Raw genomic sequence first — 24,782 nt, 5'->3', positions numbered from 1 at the left:
CCGGCGACCCTGCCGGTGCGTCATCGCCTGATGCGGCCGCCGGCAGGACAGCGATGCGACCCGGCTCCGGGCCGTCAAGGACGATGCGTGTGCCATCGCCATTGTGAGTGGACAGATCGCGGACGTCGCCGCTGCGCATAGAAGTCGATGGGCCTGATCTGGATTCGTGTTCGCGCCGCCCGCGTGGTGGCATGGGTGAGCGTGCTGCTGGTGTTTGCGGTGGGCGCGATCCTGCCCGCCCATGCGCGTGGCCCGTGGGTGATCCGTCACTATCGTCTGAGCGACGGGTTGCCGGTGAGCAGCGCCGCCGGCAGTCACGTCGACGGCAAGGGATTCCTGTGGATCGCGACCCACGACGGGCTGGTGCGATTCGATGGCCAGGCCTTCAAGGTCTACAACACCTCCAACTCGCCGGCGATACGCGACAACAGGATCGTCGACATCTATCCGGACAGCGGCGGACGCCTCCATGCGTTGACGGCCGGTGGCGATCTGCTGCGTCTGGAGGTGGGCGGTGTTCGACGGATCCGCCTGGGCGCGGACGGTCGAACCGGTTCGCCGATACGTTCGATCCACGAGCGACCGCTGTGCGTGACCACCGCGCAGGGGATGTTCTGCGAGGACCGCGAAGGCGGCTTCCACGCGCGCCAGATCTTCGATCCGGGCGACGAAGTGACGGCGGCGTTTCCGGTCGGCGACGATCAGGCCTGGTTGCTTGTCCGTGGCAAGGGAATCGTGCTGCAGACCGGCCGGCAACGTCGTGTACTGTTCGACGACGCCGATGCCTACAGGCCTCCCGGGCTGCCCCCGATGGCGGTCGTGGGATCCGATGGCAGCCTGATCGTCGCGCTGGACCGTGGCCTGTTGCGCCTTGCGCGCGACGGCACATCGCACTGGCTGCTGCGCGGCGGGCGCGATCCGGTCCACATCGTCCAGCTTCGTTCCGATCGCGATGACACCTTGTGGGTCGGCACCGACCGGGGCTTGTTTCGCTTCGATCAGCGGGCCCTGCACCGGGTCGGGGATCGGGCGGGGCATCGCGGCCCGATGCGGTCGCAGAGCTGGCGCGCGGCCGACGGTGCGCTATGGGAAAGCTCCGGAGGCGCCCTTTTCCGCGACGGTGCGCAGGTGCTGGAAAGCGATGGCCGGATCACCGACGTCAGCTTCGACGCCACCGGGACGGCGTGGGTCAGTACCTTGCGGGATGGTCTCTATGCGTTGTCGCGGCCGCGCGTGGAGACCCTTGGCGTCGCCGACGGACTGTCATCAGACAATGTGTACTCGGTGACCCGCGACAGCGCCGGGACGATGTGGCTGGGAAGTCTCGACGGGCCGGTGCAGGCGATCGCGCCCGATGGCGACATCGAGCGCTATGGCATCGAAAGCGGGCTTCCGGGAGCGAACCCGTGGGTGGTCGCGGCGGCGCCGGACGACTCGATCCATGTCGGCACATACGCGCCGGGCCTGTTCCGCAAGCCCCCCGGTCGGCGCCGCTTCGAGGCGGTGCCCCTGCCCGGGCCGCTTGCGCAGGCACGAATACTGGCGATCAGCTTCGATCGGAGCGGGCGGTTGTGGCTGGGCACGACCCGGGGGGCCTGGTGCCGCAGTGGCGCATCCTGGCGTAGGGTCTGGCCGGAAACGGGAGATGCCGCGGTCCACAGCATCCTGCATGCCACCGATGGCAATGCCTGGCTCGGCACCGACCGGGGGCTGTGGCGGCAGGGCCGTGGCGCGGTCGCCGCCGAGCTGCTGGCAGGCATCACCGTGCGCGACCTGATGCAGGACCGCAGCGGCGTGGTCTGGGCGAGCACCGAAGGCTATGGGCTGGCTCGTATCGATCCGCGCGAGGCGCCCGAAGCCCTGCATCTGGGGCGCGCGGAGGGGCTGCCATCGGACAGTCCGCACGCGGTGCTCGAGGACGATGGTGGCAACTTGTGGGTCAACAGCAACCAGGGTGTCTTCAAGCTCGGAAGGCGCGATCTGCTGGCGTGGATCTCAGGGGAGTCGGCGACGTTGACGCCGCTGATGCTGGGATTCGCCGATGGGGTCACCGAGTTGGAGGGTAACGGTGGCGTGCAGCCCACCGCGGCATTCGACAGGGACGGAAGAATCTGGTTTCCCTATCAGCGCGGTGTGATCCGGGTCGATCCGAAGCGATTCTCCAGGACGAGGGCGGCACCGGTGCCGGTGATAGACGGACTGCGGGCCGCAGGCACCGGATTCGTTTCGGGGCCGTCGCCGTTGCCGGTCGGGGTCCGGTCGCTGAGCATTCACTACAGCGCCGCGGACCTTCATGACGGCAGGGCGGTCCGGTTCCGTTACCGACTGATGCCCGGCGACGGACACTGGGTCGACGTCGGTGGTCAGCGGACCGTTTCGCTGGCCTCGATGTCGCCGGGCCGCTATCGCTTCGAGCTGGTCGCCGCCAACGGAGACGGAGCATGGGCGGCGACCCCGGCGATGCTGGAGTTCACCGTTCCGGCGCGATGGTTCGAAACCACGCGTTTCAGGCTGACGGTGGTCCTGGGGCTGATGGCGCTGGTGCTGTTGGTGGCATGGCAGCGGGTACGCGGTGCCCGCCTTCAGGCCAAGGCGCTGGGGCGTCAGGTCGAGGCGAGAACCCGGGAACTGGATATCGAGAAGCGGCAGGCCGAGGACGCGTTGGTGAAGCTGTCCGAAAGCCACCGCATTATCGAGAAGAAGAACCTGCGGCTGGCGGATCAGGCCTCGCGGTTGGAGCGGCTCAACGAGTTCAGGGTGCGCTCGTTTGCCGACATCAGTCATGAACTGCGCACACCGCTGATGCTCGCGAGCATGCCACTCAAGGAAGTCCAGGCGCGTGTATCGACGCTGTCGGAGCACACCGCGGAACGGTTGCGGCTGTCGATTTCCCAGCTTGACCGGCTGACCCTGCTGGTGCAGCAGCTGCTGAGCCTGGCGCAGGCCGAGGCCGGCCAGCTCAAGTTGGACATCGCTTCGTTCGACGCCTGTAAATGGCTGGAGCAGGTCGTCGACGGGTTCCGGGTGTTGGACCGGAAGCTTGAGCTGGGCTACGAGCTGCGCCGCAATGTGGACTTCCTGCCGATATTCGCCGATCGCGACCGCCTGACGACGGTGCTGGAGAATCTGCTCGACAATGCCAGCCGCCACGCGCCGGCCGGCAGCGTGATCGATGTCGAACTCAGCGCGGAAACCCGGGACGAGACCCTGCGGATCACGGTCAGCGATTCCGGCCCCGGATTCTCGCAGGCCATCGCGAAGCAGTTGTTCCAGCGCTTCTTCCGGGGTGAGCGCGCCGGTCGCGACGGGCTTGGAATCGGCCTGGCCACCGCGAAGGAGCTCATCGAACTGCACGGCGGAAGGATAGGCGCGTCAAGCCGGCCGCAGGGCGGCGCGAGCTTCTGGATCACGCTGCCGCTCGGCAGCGCCCACGTGTCTCTGGACGAACTGGATTCCAAGCCGACGCAAGCGGCGGTCCGGTTGCCGGCCACCGGCCGCAAGGCGATGGACAGCAGGAAGGTGTTGATCGTCGAGGATCATCCCGAACTGGCGAACTATCTGGGACATCGCCTGGGTGAGTACTGCCCGGTCAAGGTGGTGTCCTCCGCGGAGGAGGCCATCGAACAGCTGCAGTGCAACGCGTTCGGTGCGGTGGTTTCTGACGTGGTGTTGCCGGGCATCAGCGGGATCGAGCTGTGCACACGGATCAAGGCCGATCAGCGCCTGGCCGCGATCCCGGTTTTGTTGATATCGGCCCGGGCCGAGACCCGCCGCAGCGAGGAGGGGGTGGCGGCCGGCGCGAGCGAGTACCTGGTCAAGCCCTTCGGCTTCGAGGCGTTGATCGGGGCCATCTCGCGGGCCTGGCCGGACGCCAGTCTGTATTTCAGCAGCGAGGAGAAGATCGTCTCCGACGCGGGGGACGTGCCATTGCTGGCGCCGGCATTGGAGGCGCTCGCCGATCCCGATTTCAGCGTCGGCGCCTGGGCTCGTCGAGCGCACCTGTCCGAGCGTCAGCTCAGGCGCAGGGTCATCGAACTGACCGGGCAGTCGCCGGTGGCATGGCTGCGCGAACAGCGCTTGCTGCGGGTCAGGCGGCTGATCAGCGACGGCAGTTGCCGGACCCTGTCGGAAGCCGGCGCCCGGGTGGGCCTCGACAACCCAGGCTATCTGTACCGCATCTATCGCGCCCGTTTCGATACGACCGACGACTGACGACCGTCACGAGGCGGCCGGCGGCCCTGTTGCGGTCATGGCGCGCGATCGCGAGAGATTCGATTGGTTCGTCACCCTTGAAATGTGATCTTGCTCTCGTTTTTCCGTGCATGGCCGTTCTTTGCATGTCGATGTCCGTTCTGTTCCTGTCCCGTCGCAGGGGCCGTTCCTAGGCTGAGCGTCCAATTCACGGGGCGGGAGCCGGGCAGTGCTGGAGAGCTTGGACGAAACGATCGAGGCACTGGTCAGGGCCGGCATACCGCCGAAGCTCGAAGACCAGATCGCGATCAGCTTCGCCCGGCCGGACGAGGATTTCGCGGCGACGATCCCGACCCTGAATCTGTTCCTGCACTCCATCCTGGAGAACCGCGACCTGCGCAGTCGCGTGCCGTCGGCCCGGCTCGAGGGCGACACCTATGTCGGCCATCAGGCACCGGTGCGGGTGGACTGCTCCTACCTGGTGACCGCGTGGGCCGCGGCCGGTGACCAGGCCCCGGAGAAAACCGAGCATCGCCTGCTCGGCTGGGCGCTGAGGTTGCTGCTGCAACACCGCTTCGTGCCCGACGAGCTGCGTCGGGGCGCGATGAAGCTGCAGCCGATGCCGTTGTCCACGGTGGCGATCCAGGGAACCGCCGAACAACGCGGCGACTTCTGGCTGGCCCTGGGCGGAAAGCCGAGGGCGGCGCTGGAATACAAGGTCACCATCTGCGTCGGGACCGGCGGCGTCGAAGACCTCGGCCCGCCGGTGCGCTCGAGCGTGCTCGACATGCAGCTGGATTCGGCAACGGCCACGGCGTCGTCGCGCCGGCCGGCAGAGGCTCCTTCATGAGCGACGGACATCGTCCCCGGACATCGCGTGGGCACCGGTCCGGTCTGCCGGTCCCGCGAACAGGGTCCGACGCGTCCCGCGGAGGGTCCGGTGGCCTGGACGAAGCAGCCGGAGCCCGTACCCGATACCGATTCGCCGCGTCCGCGCGCGGCATCACCTGATCAGCGTTTCATCCGAGGAGGAGCACCATGAGTACCACGACCTACCAAACGCCCGGGGTGCACGTACAGGAGGTGCCCCCTGCTCCCGGCCCGATCCAGGGCGCGAGCACCAATGTTGCCGCCTTTGTCGGCCTGACCGTCGGCGGGCCGCCGCCAGGAACGGTCCGCGTCGTGACCAGCTACCGGCAGTTCGCCGAGCTGTTCGCGGTGGACGGCAAGCTGCCTGTCTACGACGTCGGCCTCAATATGCTGGCCAACGGCGTCTATGGGTTCTTCGACAACGGCGGCACCCGCTGCTACGTCACGCGTGCGTCGTGCATGCATGAGAAGGATACGATCGCGGGCAAGGTCGGGCAGTGGTTCGGGGTCAAGGCCGCCGAGCAGTGGCTGGCCAAGAACGCGGTCGACCTGGTATCCGGGTTTCTCGCCGGTCATGGCCAGGCGCTGAAGGCGGACCGGCAGAAGCGCCTGCAGGCCGGTCTGCAGGCGGCGCTCCAGGACATGGACCTGCCGACGCGGCCGGCACAGGCGGGACCGTTGCAGGACGCGCTGTGGAACTGGCTCGACGAGAGCCTGGCCGATCTCGAATCGACCCCCAGGAGTGCGCTGAAGGAACTGCTGAAGGGCGCGTCGAAACGCTGGGCGGAGGATCTCTGGCTCAAGTACCGGGCCAAGAGCCTGGCCGATCTGAACAGTGCCGAGTACGACATCGGCAAGGCGCTGGCGGCCCTGGAGCCGTTCACCGACATCTCGATCGTCGCCGCGCCGGGGTTGACCGGCGAGAACCACTGGCGCGCGCTGATCACCCATTGCACCGACAACGCACCGAACTGCTTCGCGGTGCTGGATGCGCCGCAGGGCGCGGACTGGGCCAACCAGGACAACCAGCCGATCTATCCGAGCAGCCAGCTTCCGAACGACTCCGACTACGCGGCGATCTACTACCCGTGGATCCAGGTCGTCGACGCCGGCAGCGGCCAGAAGATCTACGCGCCGCCCAGTGGCCACATCGCCGGCGTGTATGCCCGGGTGGACGCCCAGCGCGGCGTGTTCAAGGCGCCGGCCAACGAGTCCGTCTACGGCGCGCTGGCACTGGAAACCTACGTCAGCGACAACCAGCAGAAGTATCTCAACAACCCCGGCTCGCAACCCAATGGCGACGGCGTCCTCGGCATCAACGTCAATTGCATCCGCCAGATCAACGGCGGGATCCTGGTCTGGGGCGCGCGCACCCTGCAGGTCGACGAGAACGAGCAGTTCAAGTACGTCAGCACCCGCCGCACCTACAACTACATCCGCCAGTCGCTGGAGAGCGGCACGCAGTGGGCGGTGTTCGAGCCCAACACCCAGGCGTTGTGGGGCCAGCTCACCCGCAACGTCACCTCGTTCCTGACCCGTCTGTGGCAGGAGGGCGGGCTGTTCGGCAGCACCGCGGCGGAGGCCTTCTACGTCAAGTGCGACGCCGACACCAATCCCGAAAGCGTGCGTGACGCCGGCGAGGTCGTCACCGAGGTGGGCGTGGCGATCACCAAGCCGGCCGAGTTCGTGGTGTTCCAGCTGGGCCTGACCTCCGGCAGCGCCACGCCGACCACGAGCGCCTGAGGACGATCGCATGCCCGCCCGCGACGCCAGCCCCCGCATGCAGGTCGTTGCTTCCACGATGGAGGCGACGCTTCCCGGCGTCTACCTGTCGCCTCGGGCCGTGGACGCGGGCGTCGAGCCCGTCCATACCGGTACGCCGGTGTTTCTCGGCGTGCGCGGTATCGACCGCGTCATCCGCCTGGATTGCGACGAGCGCGACGCGATCGTCGCCGCGGCAGCCGCGATGCGGGGGATGACGCCGTATGCGCTCAGAGGCTTTTTTGCCAATGGCGGGCGACGGTGCTACCTGGTCCCGGCGGACAGCGCCGGGACCGGGCAGGCGGATGTGGACGCGCTGGAGGCGATGGAGACGCATGCCGGCGACTTCGACCTGGTCTGCGCGCCCGACCTGGCGGCGTCGGTCCCGGCCGATGAGCTGGCCCGGGCGCATGCACGGATCCTGGCATGGTGCGCCCGTGGCGGCCGCCACTTCGCGATCCTCGATGCGCCACGGCGCGCGGACGACCTCGACGCCTATCGCCAGGCACTGGCGGCGGCCATGCGTGGGCGGCCGGGTGTGGAGGCCTCCTTCGGTGCCGGCTATGGCCCATGGCTGCAGGTGGCCCGTGGGCGTCCGTCGCAGCACACGGACGCGCATCCCGCGGTCGACGCGATGTCTGGCATGGCGGTGCCGGCATGCGGACACATCGCGGGTGTGTATAGCCGCAACGACCGCGCGGCGGGGGTCTGGAGCGCACCGGCGAACGAGGTCGTGATCGGCGCGGTGGCACTGGACGGCGAAGGCGCGGATGCGCCGGCGGCGGTGGGCCGGGCCGGCATCAATCCGTTGCGCGGCTTCCGCAAGCGCGGCATCCGTGTTTGGGGGGCGAGGACCTTCTACGACGGTGCTGATTCGGGGCTGCGCTACGTGACCGCGCGGCGGACCCTGCAGGTGGTGACGCGCCGGCTGGAGCAAGTGCTGGCTCCGCTCGTGTTCGAGCCGGATACGCCGCTGCTGTGGGTGCGGGTCAACCGCATCGTCAACGCCCTGTTCGAAAACATGTATCGCAGCGGCGTGCTCGCGGGAGGTACGCCGGAGCAGGCGTACTTCGTGCGTTGCGACGCCGATACCAATCCTCCGCAGGTACGCGAGAGCGGGCAGGTCGTGGTCGAGGCCGGTATCGCGGTGGTCGCACCGGCGGAGTTCATCACCATCGACATTCGGGTAGGCGGGAACGATCTCGCCATTTTTCAACACGTTGGAGGATAAGCAGTCATGGCCCAGACCGATCCGTTCAGAGGCTACAACTTCAAGGTCGAGATCGACGGCATCACCAGCACCGCGTTCAAGGAGTGCAGCGGGCTGGACAGCTCGACGACGGTGGTCAGCTACCGCGAAGGCACCGACCCCACCCTCGGCCAGCGCAAGCTGCCCGGACTCTCGTCGGGATCGAACGTGACCCTGCGCCGGGGCATTACCGCCGACCGTTCGCTGTGGGATTGGCGCGACAGCGTGAATTCCGGAGATCTGCAGCGCCGCGACCTGTCGATCATCCTGATGAACGAGAAGGGCGAAGAGCAGATCCGCTGGAATCTCAAGAATGCCTGGCCTGCGCGCTGGAACGGCCCCGGCTTCGATGCCACCTCCGACGCCGTCGCGATCGAGGCGCTCGAGCTGACCCACGAGGGCGTCGAGGTGCAGACGTGGTAGCGACGGCGGAATTTCCCTTCGTCCTGCCCTGCGGCTACACGGATGAGGAGGGAGCGACGCACCGGGAAGGGCGGATGCGCCTGGCGACGGCCTACGACGAGATCGCGCCGCTCAACGACGCGAGGGTGCGGAGCAACCCCGGGTACCTGGTCATCGTCCTGCTGTCCCGGGTCGTCGTCGGCCTGGGCGGGTTGAAGCACATCAACACCAAGGTGATGGAAGGGCTTGCGTCGCAGGACTTCGTCTATCTGCAGGACCTCTACAGGCGCCTCAACGAGCAGGGCCATGCGCGTCTGCCGGTGAGCTGCCCACACTGCCAGGAGCGGTTCGAGGTGGAGGTGCAGCCACCGGGGGAAGCGTGAGCTACCCCTCGGAGCGACTGTTCGAGGAGGTAGCGTACCTGTCCCGCTATCTGCATTGGTCCTACCGGGACGTCCTGGGTCTGGATCACCTGGAGCGACGGCGCTGGGTCGCCGAGGTCGCCGCCGTCAACGAGGAGCTCAATCGCCCGTCCGGCTGAGGCGCGGCGATGGATTCGAATCAGGAACGCAGCGGAGTTCATCTCATGTCGATAGGTATCAATGCGGCGTTGGTGGCTTCCAGGAATCACCTGGGAGTCCGCCTCGACCCGCATGCGGGCAACAACTTCTTCGTCGAGGTCGACGGCCTGCTGGCCGGCAGCTTCAGCGCGGTGGGCGGCCTGCAGAGCGAGGTGGAGGTGACCGGCCACGACGAAGGCGGGGTCAACGGCTACCGCCATCAGCTCCCCGGTGGAACCCGCCATCCACGGCTGGTGCTGACCCGCGGCGTGACCGAGCTGGACACCCTGTACAGCTGGCACGCGCGCGTGTGCCGCGGCGACCTGACCCGGCGCGACATCACGGTGATGCTGCTGGACCGGCGTCATGTTCCGGTGATGTGGTGGAACGTCAGCGCCGCGTTGCCGGTCAAGTGGGTCGGACCGGACTTCAACGCGATGCAATCCAGCCAGATCGCGGTCGAGCGGATCGAACTGGTCCATCGTGGGATCGACAAGCCCCTGCTCAGCCGTGGCGTTGGCGCGGCACATGCCGTGGCCGAGCTGGTCGAGTCGGAGACCGGTGGACGATGAGCGGGACGACGACAGTCGCGTCGATGGCGGACGACCACGCGAGCGCGCCGTGGCAGCGCCACCTCGTCCCTGGCCTGGTGGAGCGGCTACGGCGCAGGGCGACGGTCATTCCGACCGCGCTGGGCGAACGGATATGGCGGCGCATCGATTGCTTCCGTACCCGTTCGCAGCCTCTGGGCACCGGGTTGGCCGGACGCATGCGGGCGGCCGAGGGCATCGTGGAAGAGGCGCCGATCGTGCACGTGAGTTGGCGCGTCTCCGCGGCGGGCCCGTCTTCGGCCGGGCCGGTCCGGTCGTCGGGCGCCACCGCGATGGTGCCGGTGATCCGGGTGCCGCCGCAGCCAGAGCCGGAGCGCGCCAGCGCCACGATAGCGTCGACGGCCCCGGAGCGGTCGCGAACGCGGCGTCTGCCGGTGGTGGTGTCGCATCCGCAGTCGCCGGCCGCCAACAACGCTTCGGTGGGCGATGCCATGCCGGCGCTGCGACGCGTTCCTATCGAATCCGGCCGGGAGGACGAGGCGGCCGCGGCCCCGACGTCCCCGGGGCGTGCCGGCGCGCCGGTATCCGCGGCGACGGAGGCGCCCGTGCCGGCCAGCACGACGGTGCTCAGCGTACCCGCTGGCGGACACCGGGCGAGATCGCGTCGCGGCATTCAAGCCGGTGAGATGGTTACGGCGCAGCCGCAGCCGCAGCAGCGGGCCGCGACCGATGCGGGTGCCGACGGAGAGCCGCGCGTTGGCGCCGGTACGGTCGTCGTTCCGCCGCTGCGCAATACACGGACACGAGTGCGTTCCGCTCCTGCGGACGCGGTCCAGTCCAGTGCCGGTGGCCGACCGGGCGCAGGGTTGTCGGCTCCGATGCGCAACGTCGTCGGCAGGCCGGCGGATGCCGGACGCGGGCCAACGGACAACCCGGTAGCCAAGAGTGATACGGGCGGGTCATCGCCGGTATCGACGCCGCACATCGCCGTCGCGCCGGCATCGCCATTACCGGCGCAGCCGGCACCAACGCTTGCGGGCGCGGGGGCGAGCCGTCGCGACCCGTGGGTGGCGGGCGATGCTTCCGATGTGCTGCGTCCGGTTCTGCATTCGAGGCCGGTGTATCCGCCCGGTGGTGTTGGCGCCGAGCGCGGTGGGACCGTTTCGAGTTCCAGCTCAGCTGCCAGCCCGGTCGGGCTCAGGCCGACGGCGCCGCGCGCCGGGCATGCACGCGCCACGGTTGCGGCCGTACCGGCGACAGCCGTTGGGTTCCAGCCCGGCCGCAATCCGTCATCCACGCTTCCACACGCCGGGTATACGGATCCAGCGGCCTCGCGGTCCGCCGCCATCGATGCGGACAGCGGCGATGCGGTCGCCGCGTTCATGTCTTCGCCATCGCCATCGCCATTGCCGGCGACGGACGATGCCGGGCAAACCCCGGGGGTGTCCGTACCGCGCCCCGAACCGCGAGCGCCGGTCGACATCGACCAGCTGGCGCGCAAGGTCGAGAGGCACATCATGAAGCGCCTGGCAGTGGACGCCGAGCGCCAGGGAGGATGGTCGTGAAGCTCGAGAAACTCACGATCGAACATGTGCGGGACGGCGTGCCGGTCAGCCTGAAGGCGCTGTTCAATCCGGCCCGGCTGGTGTTCCGGCGCAAGGCCACGTGGGAGCGCGACGAGGCCGCGCAGGTCGGCTGGATATCGGCGCTGAAGTTCAGGGGCAGCCCGCCGGCCAGTCTCGCGCTGGACCTGTTCTTCGACACCTACGATGCACCGGACCCCGCGTCGGCACCGTGGGCCCGGGCATTGGTGCCGTTCGCCAGCGTGACCCGCAATGCGCCGCACGATGTGCTCGACCAGACCTGGGCGATAGAGCGGCTGACCCGGCCTGATCGCGAGACCCACGAACCGCCGACCTGCACCCTGCGCTGGGGGCGCGGCACCCTGTTCTGCGGTGTGCTGGCCGAAGCCGACACCACCGTCACCCTGTTCCTGCCGGACGGGACGCCGGTACGGGCGTCCGTGAGCTGCCGGTTCGTCGCCCGCGAGGCGCTGTCGCGCCCGGCCGACGAGTTGCACTCCGCCGACGTGGCCAAGAAGTACACGGTGCAGCCGGGCGACACCCTGATGCTCATCGCCGAGGCGATGTACGCCGACGCCCGGCGCTGGCGGCCGATCGCCGACGCCAATGCGCTGGGCGATCCGTTGCGGCTGACGCCGGGTCAGGTCCTTCTGGTTCCCAAACTCCGCAACTGAATGCCAGGCGCCCGATCATGAACGTTCCCGAGAACTGCGCGATTCCCGACTACCGGATCAAGGTCGATCGCATGCCGTTGCCCGTTACGGTGGCGCCGGACGTGCTGGGCATCACGGTGCTGGACGACATCGCCGGTCCGTCGATGTTCGCGCTGACCTTGGCCAGCTGGCACCAGGCCACGCAGAGCTACACCTGGGTGGACAGCGATCTGTTCGCGATCGGCGCCGAGGTCGAGGTTGCGCTCGGCTATGTCGACCGTCTCGAAACGGTCATCAGCGGCGAGATCACCAGCCTCGAACTCGGCGTCGGCACGGACGCGCAGCCGCGCCTGCTGGTGCGCGGCTACGACCGGCGCCATCGCCTGCTGCGCGGCGGGCGCACGCGGACCTTCGTGCAGATGAGCGATAGCGAGATCGCCGCGCAGATCGCCCGCGACAACGACCTGGCCGCGCAGGTGGTCGACAGCGGCGTGGTTCACGAGCACGTCTGGCAGCACGCGCAGTCCGACCTGGGTTTCCTGAGCGCCCGCGCCGAGGCGATCGGTTACGAGGTCGCGATGCAGGGCTCGACCCTGTGCTTCCGCCCGCACCAGACCGCGGCCGAACCGGTGGCGGAGCTGTTCAGCAACCGCGACATCGAGTCGTTCGAACTCAGGATGACCAGTCAGGGCCAGGTCGGCGCGCTGCAGGTCAACGGTTGGGACATCGGCAACAAGCAGGCGATCGTCGGATACGCGGACAGCGCGGGATTGCGGGCGATGGGCGGAACCCTGGGCGCGGATATCGCCGATCGCGCGTTTGGCGACAGCTGCTCGGTACGCATCGCGCAGCCGGTCGACTCCCAGGACGAGGCGGATGCCGCCAGCCGGGGGCAGTTCGCCAACCGCGGTCTGGCTTTCATTCTCGGAGAGGGCGTCTGTCATGGCTCGACCCGCCTGCGGGCGGGGAGCGTGGTGTCCCTCGGCGACATGGGCGAGCGCTTCAGTGGTCCGTACTACATCACCCAGGCGCGCCACGGCTTCTCTTCCACGAGTGGCTATCAGACCACGATCAAGGTACGGAGGAACGCATCATGACGCTGCCCGGATCAAGCCGGTGGCCGGATGCCACGCATGTTCCCGGGCGCATCTACGGCGCGGTCGTGGGGCTTGTCTCCAACAATGTCGACCCGGAAGGGATGGGGCGGGTCAGGTTGCGGCTGCCGTGGCTCAGCAGCGAGGACGAGAGCGGCTGGGCGCGGATCGCCACGCCGATGGCGGGCGCCAACCGCGGAGTGTGGATGCTGCCCGAGGTCGGCGACGAGGTGCTGGTGATGTTCGCGCACGGCAACATCGACCAGCCCTATGTCGTGGGCGCGCTCTGGAACGGCGTCGACGCGCCGCCGGACGACAATCGCGACGGCGGCAACGATCGCCGGGTGATCCGTTCGCGCAGCGGCCTCACCTTGACCTTCGACGACACCGAGGGCGCGGAGACGATCACCCTGATCGATGCCGCGCAACGCAACAAGGTCGTCATCGACGCCAGCCAGGACGTCGTCACCATCGAGTCCGCCGGCAAGGTGCGGGTCGCTGCCGCCGGGGGCATCGACCTGAGCAGCGACGACGGCGACGTCAATGTCTCCTGCAACGCCTTCAAGGTCACCGCGAGGTCGTCCTGCGAGCTGCAGGGGGCCAAAGGCCGGCTGTCCGCGGACAGCGGCATCGACATCGAGTGCCTGGCCGGCGTACGCATCAACAAGGACGCTCTGGAGGTGACCTGATGGGCTTTCTGGCAACCATCGCCAATACCGTGCTGTGCAGCCATGGTGGCAAGGCGGAGCCGACCGCTCCGAATCCGCGGGTCCGGCTTGGCGGCAAGCCGATCGTGACCCAGCCGCCGCCGTACCTGATCGCCGGCTGCCCGCACCTGACCGAGGGCGGGAGCCCGCTGCCCTGCGTGTCCGCGTTGTGGCCGACCGGCGCGCTGCGACTGCGCTCGATGGGACAGGCCCTGCTCCTGGACGGCGACCGGGGCGTCAGCGTGCCCAATGGCGTCGCGGTCAGCATCCTGCCCGGACAGACCCGGGTGAGGGGGCGCTGAGCATGGCTTCGGACAAGCGCCAGCGCGGCTTTCTCGGCAGTGGATGGAACTACGGTCTGCCCACGCTCGGCTCCGACGGATTCGGCATCGGTCTGGATGCGGATGGCCGCATCGCCGAGGCCGACGGCGAACAACTGGTCCACCAGTCGATCTGGCTGATCCTCGGCACCGCCATCGGCGAGCGCGTCAGTCGCCCGGATTTCGGCTGCGCGATCCACGACCTGGTCTTCGCGTCGCTCGATGCCTCGACCCTCGGACAGATCGACCATGCCGTGCGCCAGGCGCTGGAACTTTGGGAGCCGCGCATCGAGCTGATCGGCGTGCGATCGGAGCCGTCGCAGTCGTCCGAGGGCGCGGTGACGGTCGAGATCCGCTACCTGATCCGGGCCACCAACAGCCGTTTCAACATGGTCTACCCCTTCTATCTCACCGCTGCCGAGCCGGCCTGACATGAAGCCCATCACGCCTCCCGACATCGATTCGCGCGACAACGCAGACCTGGTCCGGCAGACATCGCGGCTGGCGCAGGCACTGTCGGGCTGGTCGCCCGGCGCCGGCCCGGATGCGGCCTCGGCCCTGATCGGTGCGTTCGCCGGCATGGCGCAGCAGGTCATCGTGCGCCTGAACCAGATGCCGAACCGGCATTTCCTGGCCTATCTGCGCATGCTCGGCCTGCAGCCGCGGCCCGCGCGCGCGGCCGAGGTGCCGCTGACGTTCACCGCCAACGGGGGCGCCCAGCAGGTGCGGGTGCCGGCCGGCACCCAGGTACGTGGACAACGCGCCGACGGCAGCAGCGTCACCTTCTACACCAGTGATGCGCTGGAGTTGCTGCCGGCCGGCGGGCCGCTGCTGGCGCGTGCGATCAGCTACCAGCCGAAGCAGGCGAACTGTCTCGACCGGATCTCGTTCGATACCTCGATCGCGACCGCCAGGGCGGCGGGCAGCTACCAGGTGTTCGCCGGAGAAGAGGCGGTGGAGCATGCGGTCTATCTGGCCGCCGACGAGGTGCTTTCGATTGCCGACGCGACGGTCGAGCTGTCGATCGACTTCGCGTCCGCCGCCGATGCCGAGGCCTGGGCGGACCTGCAGGAGGCCGGCAGCGTGGTCTGGGAGTATTTTTCCGACGCCGACGAGGGCGCTGCGTGGAAGCCGCTTGTCCCCGGCGCGGGCACGACCGACGACCGGACCTATCGCTGCCAGTTGTTCGATCCGCAGACGCGCCCCGCGGACATGGCCGGCTGCACGTTGCGGTCGGCGCCCGCGGCCGGGCACGCCTGCTGGGTCCGGGTACGCCTGGACGCCGTTCCGTTGGGAGGCGTCGACTCGATCCCCGATTGGTGCGACGCGCATCTGACCACGACCGCGCCGGTCCTGATGGCCGAGGCTGCACCCGAGCAGGTGTTGTTCAATGGTCTGGCGATCGACACCGGCAAGGACTACCAGCCGTTGGGGCCACAGCCGGCGTTGAACGATTGCTGCACCGTCGTCTACGCGCCGGTACCGGCCGCGGCGGACGCAACGATCACCTTGCGGGTCACCCTGGCCGCCTCGGACCAGGCGCTGGTGGCCGGCGACGATCCGCGACTCGCCTGGGAGCTGGGTGCCGGCGACAGCTGGTGCGCGGTGATGCCCGAATTCACCTCGGACCCGCCGCCGCAGGGGAGCGACGTGGCGGACGCCGATGCCCCGCCCGATGCCACCTACACCAGCGTGTCGACACTGAAGCACGACGGCACCGCGCGAATCCGGCTTTTCCGCGCCCCGTCCGATGTCGAGCAGCCGAGCCTGCGCATCCGGATCGCGTCGGGCAGCTATGGCACCGGCATCACCGCCGCCACCGACCCCGCCAACGGCGATGCGGTCACCGGCGTCATCGACAACGGCTGTCGTCCGCCTGTCCTCGCCGGCCTCGCAGTGAGCGCCGAGTACACCCCCAGCGTGAAGCCCGTCTGCGTGGTCGACAATGGCGAGGGCGGTCAGGTGCTGGATTTCTCGACCCCGCTGACGCCGTTCCGTTTCCGTGACGACGACCAGCCGGCGTTCTACCTGGCCTTCGGCGATTCGCTCGGCCAAGCCTCGGTGTCGCTGTATCTGGAGGTCAGCCCGCTGTCGGGCGTGACCCGCGAGAGCGTCAACGCGGTGAAGCACGGGAGCAACGGTTTCGGTGGCGAGGGCCTGGCGGACGTGCGCTGGGAATATCCGGTCTCCGCCGAGTCAGGCGTCACCCGGTGGCGGACGCTGCAGGTCGAGGACGGTACCCAAGGCTTCGCCCAGAGCGGCTTCCTGCGCTTCATCGCTCCGTCCGACCACCTGCGCAGCGCCCAGTTCGGATCGCTGCCCCTGTACTGGTTGCGTGCGCGCCTGAGCGCGGGCGGCTACGCGGTATCTCCGTGCGCGGGCCGGGTGCTGCCCAACAGCGTGGCCGCGAGCAACGCCCGGGGCGTGCACGACGAGGTGCTGGGGTCCAGTCATCAGACCCCCGGGCAGACCTTCGTCCTCGCCCATACGCCGGTCCTGGAGAACACCAGGCTGGTGGTGCGCGAACCGCTCGCGCCGTCCTCCGACCCGGCATCGGGCGGTGGCGAGCTGCCAGGGAAGGCGGAGCCGGACGACGGATCGGCGCAGACCGGCACCGCCTGGATGCGTTGGCAGCAGGTCGGCAGCTTCGCGGCCTCCGGACCGCAGGATCGCCACTACACGCTCGATCACGGCAGCGGGACGGTGACCTTCGGCGACGGCAGGAACGGTCGGGTTCCGCCGGCCGGCAGGAACAACGTGGTGATGGCCCACTACCGCTCCGGCGGCGGTGCCGACGGCAATCTGCCCGCGGGAGTGATCAACCGCCTGGTCACCGCGGTTGCCCACGTCGCTTCGGTCGACAACCTCGTGGCCGCGTCGGGCGGCGCGGACGGCGAGGACAACGGCGCGGTCATGGACTGGGGGCCGAAGCTGCTGCGCCACCGCGGTCGCGCCACCGCGCGCCAGGACTATGAGGACCTGGTCAGGCAGGGGTTCCCGCAGATCGCCAAGGTGAGGGCGATCACGCCGGGCTTCGACCCGACCGCCAGTGCCGGCTCCGCGCCCAGTGCCGGCCATGTTCTGGTCATCGTCGTTCCCGACGACGAGCGCGCGCGGCCGTCGCCGCAGTTGGGCCTGCTGCGCCAGGTCGAAGGCTTCATCCGCTCGCGCATGCCGCCCGCGGTAGCGCTGGGGCTGTCCGGACCGGACTGGATGCAGGTCGCGGTCACGGTCACCGTCGTCGCGCGCGGCATGGACCGTGCCGGTGCGCTGGGGGAGGAGGTCGAACGCGCGCTGGAGCGGTTTCTGCACCCGCTGTCGGGCGGTTTCGACCACGCCGGCTGGGAGCTGGGGCAGATGGTGCACGACTCCGACCTGATGCGACTGCTGGCCTCGCTGCCGGGCGTCGACGGGGTCGGCGAGCTGTCCGTGTCGCGACGGCCGCTGCTGACCCGGACCGGAGCCGCGGTCGGCAACGAGGTGGCCGAGGACATCGCCGACCGCAGGCTCGATGTGCTGCTGGTCTGCTCGGGCAGGCACGCCGTGACGATTGCCGGGAGCGCATGACCATGCCGATCGAACTGCCCGATCTCGACGATATCGACTACGACGAGCTGATCTCCGGCGCGGTTGCCGCGCTGCCGGGGTACGGCTCGGACTGGACCGACTACAACCCTTCCGACCCCGGAATCGCGGTGCTGGAGATGCTGGCGTGGCTGACGGAGATGCTGGTCTATCGCAGCAACCGGATCCAGCCCGAAAGCTACCGCGCGTTCCTGCAGCTGTTGACCGGATACGGAGAATCGGCGCTGCGCGATCTGCAGGCGGTCTCGGGGGATGAGGCTGCGCTGGCAGGTCCGCACGATCCTTCAGCCGGCGAGCCGCTGCAGACGGTGCGCGAAGTGCTGCAGCTGCTGCGCCGCCGCTATCGCGCGGTCACCGTGACCGACTACGAGCGACTGGCGCTGTCGACCTTCCCGCAGACGCACGCCGCCGATGCGATCGCCAGCGCCGATGGCGGGTCGATCGCGCGTCTGGTTTGCCTGCCCGAGGTGAATGCAGCCGCCGGCGGCGGCGAAGCGGCGCCGGAAGCGCAGCCCGGCGCGATCAGTCTTGTCGTGTTGCCGCAGGCAACCGACAGCGCCCCCTGGTCGCAACCGTCGGCCGATCTGGCCGATGCGCTGTCGGCGTTCTTCGAGGACCGCCGCATCGTGACCACGACGGTATGCGTGGCCGGTCCCCGCTTCGTAGCGCTGCAGGTCGCCGCCACCCTGTACATCGACAGCGACTTCCGCGCACCCGAGGTCCTGGAGCGGGCCCGCCGGGTGCTGTTCGAGTATCTGCATCCACTTCATGGAGGTGCCGATCGAGGCGGCTGGCCGTTCGGGCGCACCGTCCGCGGCAGCGATCTGACGGTGCGGCTGGCCGCGGTGCCCGGCGTCGCCTTCGTCGAGGGCGCGAGCGTCAACGGCGGCGACTCGGTCGTGCTGGCGGACGATCAGCTGCCGCAGATGGCGCCGTCCGATTTCGATCCGGCCGCGATGGTGCTGCAGGGCGTCCTGGGCCAGCAGGGCAGTCGGTGGGTCGCCTGGATGCCGGACACGGAGGTCGAATGATGATGAGGGGTGATTGCAAGGACGGTCAGGTCAGCCAGTACCTGCAGTACCTGCCGGCGCCGCTGCAGGACGGGCATTTCATTGGCCGTTTCCTGCTCGCCTTCCAGGCGGTGCTGTCCGGCGGAGTGACGGTGCCCGCGAGCGGCGCCGGACGCGGTGTCGAACGCCTGCAGGGACTAGCCGAGACCCTGGACGGGATCTCCGCCTACTTCCGCCCGCAGGACACGCCGGAGGACTTCCTGCCGTGGCTGGCGAGCTGGGTGGCGGTCGACCTGCGCGAAGACTGGTCCGACGCGACCCGCCGCAACGTGGTGGCATCGGTGGTGCCCCTGTACATGCTGCGCGGCACTCGCAGGGGGATCGAGCAGATGCTGAGGCTGTGCGTCACCGAGGCGGTGGAGATCAGCGTCGACGACGGCGACTCGTCGGTCAACCACTACCACTTCGTGGTGAGCCTGACCATCCGGGCGCGCCAGAACCCGGCGACGCTGCGCCAGCTCTACCGCAAGGTCGAGGCGGCGATCGAGCTGCAGAAGCCCGCGCACACCTACTACAGCCTGCAACTGCAGTACCCCTCGCTGGTCCTGCTGGATCGGCCCGATCCCGAGCTGGGCGATCCGCCCTCCCTGCGCGAAACGGTGCTTGCGGCGCAGGGCGTGTACGTGGCGCGCAACACCGTGCTCGGCAGCGTGCCGGTGGACATGCAGACCGGTGTGAAGTTGCCGGCGCCGCTGCTGCAGGCGGTGAGCGATCACCCGCCGTCGCGGACGTGAGCGCCACGCCACCAGGTCAGACCCGAATCATCGACAGGAGAGATGTCATGAGCAACACCCCCAGCACGCCGCCGGCCGACCAGCGACGGCCGCTGTACGTCACCTCGAGGTTGCGCTACTTCGATGGCGAGTTCCTGGCGACCGCGGACTTCGTCGACGAACAGAACTACCACGTCGATCGCCAGACCCGGCACGAGACGCACCTGCATGCGCCGGGTGTCCTCGAGGGCCTGGCGGTGCGGATCGACGGAAGTGGGGCATCGCCGTTGTCGGTCGTGGTCGCGCCAGGCTCGGCGCTGGACGCGATGGGCAACCAGGTCCTGCTGGCCGAGGCGACCACGGTGACGCTGGAAGCCGATGCCGCCAACGGCGACTACCTCGTCTTCGTCAGTTTCGTGGAGACGCCGTCCGACCCGCAAGAGGGCAGTGGCGGCGAAACCCGCTTCACCCAGGCGCCCGCGAAGACGATCGGTATCGGCAGCGAGGTGCCGGAGGGAGCGCTGCCGCTGGCCCGGGTGCGGGTGACCGGAGGCAGCATCGATGCCGTCGACATGGACTGCGTCCGGGTGGATGGGCGCACCCGGCGCTATGCCGGCGCGCACCTGCCGGGACCTCCGGGCGAGGCGGCGACGCTTCGGGTCGAGAACGTGGTTGCCGCGCAGACCGCAGACGCCTATCCGGAGGATGGCGGCTATGTGCCGCCCGACTACCGGGTGTTGTTGACCGCGCGCGGTGGATTCGAGGTCGATGCGGAAGCCGACAGCCCGTTGCTGGAGGTGACCGGGGAAGGGGTCGCAGCGTCCGTGCCGATGGAGGCGCGCGATGGCCTGGTGGTCACCGGGACCGGCGCGGTGACGGACCTGTTCAACGCCCAAGCGATGATGGCGGTCGGGACCGCGCAGTCGCCGACCTATCATTTCGAGGTCTGGAACAACGCCGACCCCGGCGCTTCCGCGCCGCTGTTCTGCGTCATGGACGAAACCAAGGGGGTCCAGGTCTATTCGAAGGCGACCATCGGCGCCAATGGCCGGATGTCGATCGGGAAGAGCTATTCCAACGGCAGTCCCGACGACAACCTGGAGGTATGGGACGGCAATGCGCGGCTTCTTGGCGTGACCTCCGAGAGTGCCGCCCTGGATGCGGGCGTCGTTCTGCATGCGAACGGCGGCGTCACCGTTGCGGATACGAAGATCTACGACAGCGGCGTAATGTCGATCGGGCATGCGTCCTCCGACCGCACGCATCCGCTGGAGGTGTGGAGCGGCGATGCGAAGTTGTTCGTGGTCACGCCCGGCGCCGTGAACGTGAGCGAGTCGATACCCTTGAAGCCCGGCGGCGGACTGGTGGTCGCCGACACGCGGATCGACGGCTCGGGCACCGTCTCGATCGGGCATGCGCCCGACAATGTCTCGCACCCGCTCGAGGTTTGGGACGGCGCCACCAAACTGCTCGCGGTCACCGCCGATGGCGTGAACGTCTGCTCGAACAAGCCCTTCTCCGCCAATGGCGGGATATCGGTGTCGGACACCTGCTTCGACGGCACCGGCACCCTGTCGATCGGGCATGCGCCCGACAATGTCTCGCACCCGCTCGAGGTCTGGGACGGCGCCACCAAACTGCTCGCGGTCACCGCCGATGGCGTGAACGTCTGCTCGAACAAGCCCTTCTCTGCCAATGGCGGGATATCGGTGTCGGACACCTGCTTCGACGGCACTGGCACCCTGTCGATCGGGCACGCCCCGGACGACGTCACGCATCCGCTGGAGGTGTGGGGCGGCGGCACCAAGCTGTTCGCGGTGTCCACCAGCAGTGTGGCCGTGGGCGCGACAGCCCGGTTGAACGCCAATGGTGGTCTTGCCGTGTCGGATACCCGCATCGACACCAGCGGGACCTTGTCGATCGGGCATGCGCCGGACGACAGCTCCCATCCGCTGGAGGTCTGGAGCGGTGGAACCCGGCTGTTCACGGTCACCGGCAACGCGGTGAACGTCGCCGGTGCGGCCCACATGAACGCCAATGGCGGCTTGACCGTGGGCGACGGCATGACCCTCAACGGAAATTCGAGTCTGCTGGGCCAGAGGCAGGACCTCGAGTTCGGTACCGAATACAGCGCTGCCAGCGACGGATTCGTGGTGGCCTGGCTGGACTGCCACATCGACAAGCGACAGGAAAATATTGTGGGCGAGGTGGGTGGAGAAACCCGCGCGGCCGCTTCCTCGCATCGCGATGCCGGCGGCAGCAACAAGACACTGGTGGACTACTGCAGCATCACGATGCCGGTGAGAAAGGGAGAGACGTGGAAGGTGAGTCACACGCAGGACTCCGATCTGCCTGGAGACACAAGCGGATCGAATCAGCGTCGCCTGTATTTCATGCCGATAGGCAACTGAACCCAATGGAGGATTTATGAACGACATGAACGTTGTTGCGGATAAAGATGTCACCGTCGAGACCCTCACGGTCAAGGACGGGATGACGCTGAACGGACCTTCGAGCCTGTTTGGCCCGACGCAGCAGGACTGCGAATGGGGCACCGACTACACCGCCGCCAGCGATGGGGTCGTGGTTGCATGGCTGGACTGTCACACCGACAAGCGTCAGGGGAACCTGGTGGGTCAGGTGAACGGAAGCACCCGCGCCGCCGCATCGGCGCATCGCGACGCCGACGGCAGCAACAAGACGCTGGTGGACTATTGCAGCATCACGATGCCGGTGAGGAAGGGCGAGGAGTGGAGGGTGGATTTCTCGCAGGACTGCGACCTTCCCGGTGGTACGAGCGGACCTGCCGCGCGCAGTCTGTGCTGGATGCCGGTCGGTAACCCGGCCGACTCGTGAACTGAGGGGAGGGCGGTATGAAGGAGCTTCTGGAGAGACGCCTGGAAACGCTTGCCGCCGAGCAGCAGAAGGGCCGGCAAGCCCTCGCCGAGCTCGATGAGCAGCGCGCGCAGCTTGCCCGGACCCTGCTGCGCATAGAGGGGGCGATGGCGGTGCTGGGCGAGATGCTCGCAAACCAGTCGGATGCGTCCGGCGTCCGCTCGCACGATGCGGGCGTCCGCCAGGTGCCGCCGGCGGCCGATGCCGCGATGCCCTCCTCGAACGGCGGGACCCCCTAGGCGTCGCCGTGACGAAGGCGGTATCCGGCATTCCGGCCCGGGAGGAACGGGGCCGTGTCGGGTGCCGCCTTTGTCGAAGGCGACGCAGGCCTGATCGGATCCAAAGGAACACGACCATGTCCAGCGCCCAGGCCGCGTCGATCGTCGACGCCGGCTTCACCTGTTCGAACTCACACCTGCGCGCCGAACTGGAGCGGGTGGAGTGGCTCGTGCGTGCGGCCACCGAAGTACGCGAGACCGAGGTGCCCGCGCAACCGGAGCATGCGCGGCAATGGCGGCAGCGTGGCGTCGGCGGGATCGTCGAAACGGTCGACACGATACTGACCGGAACCCTGCTGGAACCGGAAGCGAGGCCCGAACTGCAAAGCGCGCGCGAACGCGGCGAGGCGCTGCGGTCGCGAAATGCCGCATCGGCGCGGGTCGCGCAGGCGCGGGGTGTATGCCTGCGACTGGAGCGCCTGGCCGACTACGCCGCACTGGAGCCGCAGGACCGCGACCTGTTGCTGCTGTCGATGTTGCCGGCGCTGGACAGCCGCTTCAGCGACCTGCTCGGCTATCTGCTGCCCGATCATCGTGGTGGATGGCCGACATTGGAACTTGCCGAACGGCTGCTCGCCGTCGATGGCCACGCGCGCTGGCGCCTGCGCAGCCGACTCGGCGCACAGGCGCCGTTGCGGCGCCACGATCTGTTGCGGTTGCCGGATGGCCGCCAGTCCGATCCGCCGCCGGCGCCGAGGCAGCCGTTGCAGCCGGATCCGAGAGTGCTCGCGTTCCTGCTTGGAGACGATGCGCCGGACGAACGGATCGCTGCGTATGTGCGGGTGGTCGGGGTGGGCGGCGATGCCGGTGGGCCGACACTGCCACCGGGACGTCTTGCCGCCCTGATCGACCTGCTGGAGGCGCAACCCGTGCAGGGCCCGGGAGCGATCATCCACCTGGCCGGACCGGCGGGGTGTGGCAAGAAGATGCTGGCGGCGACGCTCGCCGCGCGCCAGCGGCGGCCGCTGCTGGTGGTCGAGCGCGCCCTGCTGGAGCTGGCGACGCCGGGACTGCCGGCGATCGTCCTGCGCGAAGCGATGATGCAGCGTGCGGCGGTGTACTGGGACGGACTGGACGACTGGATGTCGGGGCGCTCGCCACCGTTGCAGCATGCGATGCGGCAGGCACTCGCGGACTATCGCCCCTGGCTGTTCTCGGGCGGGTGCGACGACTGGCGACACCATTGCCGGCTCGGCCGGCGGCCGGTGGTCGAGGTGAGCGTTCCGACGCCGGATGCGGCGCAACTGGCCGCGTGCTGGCGCGACGCCACTTCCGTGTTCAAGCCGATCGACCCGGACCTGGACCTGGAATCCTTCACCGCGACGGTGCGATTGCCGCCCGCGGCGATCGAGGCCGCCGGGGCGACCGCCGCCGCGCTGTCGCGGCTGCGGGAACCGCGGGCACCGTTCGTTTCCCGACGCATGCTGCTGGCCGCGGCCCGCCAACTGCACAGCGGCGGACTGTCCGCCCTGGCCCGGCGCATACGTGCGCGTCCGGGCTGGGACGATCTGGTGCTGCCGGATTCGCGCCGCAAGGCCCTGCGCGATCTCTGCCATCACGTCCGCTACCGCCACAAGGTGATGGCGCAATGGGGCTTCGACCGCACCCTGATGCTGGGGCGTGGGGTCAGTGCGCTGTTCTCCGGGCCGCCCGGCACCGGAAAGACGATGGCCGCCGCGGTCCTGGCCACCGAGCTGGGCCTGGACCTGTATCACGTCGATCTGTCGCAGGTGGTCAGCAAGTACATCGGCGAAACCGAGAAGCACTTGGCGCGCCTGTTCGACGAGGCCGAGGCCAACAGCGCAATCCTGTTCTTCGACGAGGCCGACGCCCTGTTCGGCAAGCGCACCGAGGTCCGCGATTCCCACGACCGCTACGCCAATCTGGAGACCAGCTACCTGCTGCAACGGGTCGACGAGTACGAAGGACTGGTGATCCTGGCGTCCAACCTGCCCAGGAACATGGACGAGGCCTTTGTCCGCCGCCTGCGCTTCATCGTGCCCTTCACGGTTCCGGACCGCACCCAGCGCCTGGCGATCTGGCAGCGCCTGCTACCGGCGCGGACGCCACGCAGCGATGACATCGACCTGGAACGTCTTGCCGACGGCATCGAGCTGTCCGGCGGCTACCTGCGCAACATCGCCGTGTCCGCCGCCTACCTCGCCGCGGCTGAGGACGTCGCGGTCGGCATGCGTCACCTGTCCGCGGCCACCCAGCGCGAGTACGCCAAGGTCGGGCGGGTGTTCGAGGACGAGGAACTTGAATCCATCTTCCGCACCGAGCGGAAACAGCCCTAGGAG

General features: G+C 68.7%; 21 protein-coding genes. All 21 read left to right on the top strand.

Annotated elements, in window-relative coordinates; genetic code table 11:
• Window positions 1-195: 195 nt before the first annotated feature.
• The 21 genes from FKV24_RS00520 to FKV24_RS00430 all read left to right on the top strand — a co-directional run bounded on the left by FKV24_RS00520 (window position 196) and on the right by FKV24_RS00430 (window position 24,779).
• Window positions 196-4,212 (top strand): ATP-binding protein, encoded by a 4,017-nt coding sequence (locus FKV24_RS00520; RefSeq protein ID WP_170288154.1) that lies wholly within the window; start codon window positions 196-198, stop codon window positions 4,210-4,212.
• 220 nt (window positions 4,213-4,432) lie between these two features.
• Window positions 4,433-5,041 (top strand): Pvc16 family protein, encoded by a 609-nt coding sequence (locus tag FKV24_RS00515; protein ID WP_170288153.1) that lies wholly within the window; start codon window positions 4,433-4,435, stop codon window positions 5,039-5,041.
• A 188-nt stretch (window positions 5,042-5,229) separates the two neighbouring features.
• Window positions 5,230-6,804 carry a phage tail sheath family protein gene (locus tag FKV24_RS00510; protein ID WP_211371738.1) on the top strand — a complete coding sequence of 525 codons (1,575 nt, stop codon included), beginning with the start codon at window positions 5,230-5,232 and terminating at the stop codon, window positions 6,802-6,804.
• A 10-nt stretch (window positions 6,805-6,814) separates the two neighbouring features.
• Window positions 6,815-8,053, top strand: coding sequence for a phage tail sheath family protein (locus FKV24_RS00505; RefSeq protein ID WP_141480780.1), 1,239 nt, complete (start codon window positions 6,815-6,817; stop codon window positions 8,051-8,053).
• Between the two features lie 6 nt (window positions 8,054-8,059).
• Window positions 8,060-8,494, top strand: coding sequence for a phage tail protein (locus tag FKV24_RS00500; protein ID WP_141480779.1), 435 nt, complete (start codon window positions 8,060-8,062; stop codon window positions 8,492-8,494).
• A 74-nt stretch (window positions 8,495-8,568) separates the two neighbouring features.
• Window positions 8,569-8,856: a hypothetical protein gene (locus FKV24_RS00495; protein ID WP_211371737.1), complete on the top strand. Its 288-nt coding sequence runs from the start codon at window positions 8,569-8,571 to the stop codon at window positions 8,854-8,856.
• Window positions 8,853-9,014 (top strand): DUF6760 family protein, encoded by a 162-nt coding sequence (locus FKV24_RS19075; RefSeq protein WP_170288152.1) that lies wholly within the window; start codon window positions 8,853-8,855, stop codon window positions 9,012-9,014. Before FKV24_RS00495 ends, FKV24_RS19075 begins: the two co-directional genes overlap by 4 nt.
• 45 nt (window positions 9,015-9,059) lie before the next feature.
• Complete coding sequence (locus FKV24_RS00490; RefSeq protein WP_211371736.1) at window positions 9,060-9,605, top strand: phage tail protein; 546 nt, start codon at window positions 9,060-9,062, stop codon at window positions 9,603-9,605.
• Entirely contained in the window at window positions 9,602-11,149 is a 1,548-nt protein-coding gene (locus tag FKV24_RS00485; protein WP_141480778.1) for a hypothetical protein, read from the top strand. Before FKV24_RS00490 ends, FKV24_RS00485 begins: the two co-directional genes overlap by 4 nt.
• Entirely contained in the window at window positions 11,146-11,841 is a 696-nt protein-coding gene (locus tag FKV24_RS00480) for a CIS tube protein (RefSeq protein ID WP_170288151.1), read from the top strand. The genes FKV24_RS00485 and FKV24_RS00480 overlap by 4 nt, the downstream gene beginning before the upstream one ends.
• Before the next feature lie 17 nt (window positions 11,842-11,858).
• On the top strand, window positions 11,859-12,917 hold the full coding sequence (locus FKV24_RS00475) for a phage late control D family protein (protein WP_141480777.1): 1,059 nt from the start codon (window positions 11,859-11,861) through the stop codon (window positions 12,915-12,917).
• Window positions 12,914-13,603 carry a phage baseplate assembly protein V gene (locus tag FKV24_RS00470; protein WP_141480776.1) on the top strand — a complete coding sequence of 230 codons (690 nt, stop codon included), beginning with the start codon at window positions 12,914-12,916 and terminating at the stop codon, window positions 13,601-13,603. Before FKV24_RS00475 ends, FKV24_RS00470 begins: the two co-directional genes overlap by 4 nt.
• Window positions 13,603-13,923, top strand: a complete 321-nt coding sequence (locus FKV24_RS00465; protein WP_211371735.1) for a hypothetical protein — start codon at window positions 13,603-13,605, stop codon at window positions 13,921-13,923. Before FKV24_RS00470 ends, FKV24_RS00465 begins: the two co-directional genes overlap by 1 nt.
• A 2-nt stretch (window positions 13,924-13,925) precedes the next feature.
• Entirely contained in the window at window positions 13,926-14,372 is a 447-nt protein-coding gene (locus FKV24_RS00460) for a GPW/gp25 family protein (RefSeq protein ID WP_141480775.1), read from the top strand.
• A 1-nt stretch (window position 14,373) separates the two neighbouring features.
• Entirely contained in the window at window positions 14,374-17,508 is a 3,135-nt protein-coding gene (locus tag FKV24_RS00455; RefSeq protein ID WP_141480774.1) for a putative baseplate assembly protein, read from the top strand.
• Window positions 17,505-18,557, top strand: a complete 1,053-nt coding sequence (locus tag FKV24_RS19070; RefSeq protein WP_170288150.1) for a baseplate J/gp47 family protein — start codon at window positions 17,505-17,507, stop codon at window positions 18,555-18,557. The genes FKV24_RS00455 and FKV24_RS19070 overlap by 4 nt, the downstream gene beginning before the upstream one ends.
• Entirely contained in the window at window positions 18,554-19,330 is a 777-nt protein-coding gene (locus FKV24_RS00450; RefSeq protein ID WP_170288149.1) for a phage tail protein, read from the top strand. Before FKV24_RS19070 ends, FKV24_RS00450 begins: the two co-directional genes overlap by 4 nt.
• Window positions 19,331-19,377: 47 nt before the next feature.
• The gene (locus FKV24_RS00445; RefSeq protein ID WP_141480772.1) at window positions 19,378-21,720 is read left to right on the top strand and encodes a hypothetical protein; all 2,343 of its coding nucleotides are present in this window, start codon (window positions 19,378-19,380) and stop codon (window positions 21,718-21,720) included.
• Between the two features lie 16 nt (window positions 21,721-21,736).
• On the top strand, window positions 21,737-22,165 hold the full coding sequence (locus FKV24_RS00440) for a hypothetical protein (protein WP_141480771.1): 429 nt from the start codon (window positions 21,737-21,739) through the stop codon (window positions 22,163-22,165).
• Between the two features lie 17 nt (window positions 22,166-22,182).
• On the top strand, window positions 22,183-22,443 hold the full coding sequence (locus FKV24_RS00435) for a hypothetical protein (protein ID WP_141480770.1): 261 nt from the start codon (window positions 22,183-22,185) through the stop codon (window positions 22,441-22,443).
• Between the two features lie 116 nt (window positions 22,444-22,559).
• A complete protein-coding gene (locus FKV24_RS00430) occupies window positions 22,560-24,779 on the top strand; it encodes an AAA family ATPase (protein WP_141480769.1) in 2,220 nt (739 codons plus the stop codon).
• Window positions 24,780-24,782: the final 3 nt, after the last annotated feature.

The sequence above is a fragment of the Marilutibacter maris genome (assembly GCF_006546735.2).
GTDB classification, from domain to species: domain Bacteria; phylum Pseudomonadota; class Gammaproteobacteria; order Xanthomonadales; family Xanthomonadaceae; genus Marilutibacter; species Marilutibacter maris.
This window is presented reverse-complemented; position numbering and strand designations above follow the sequence as displayed.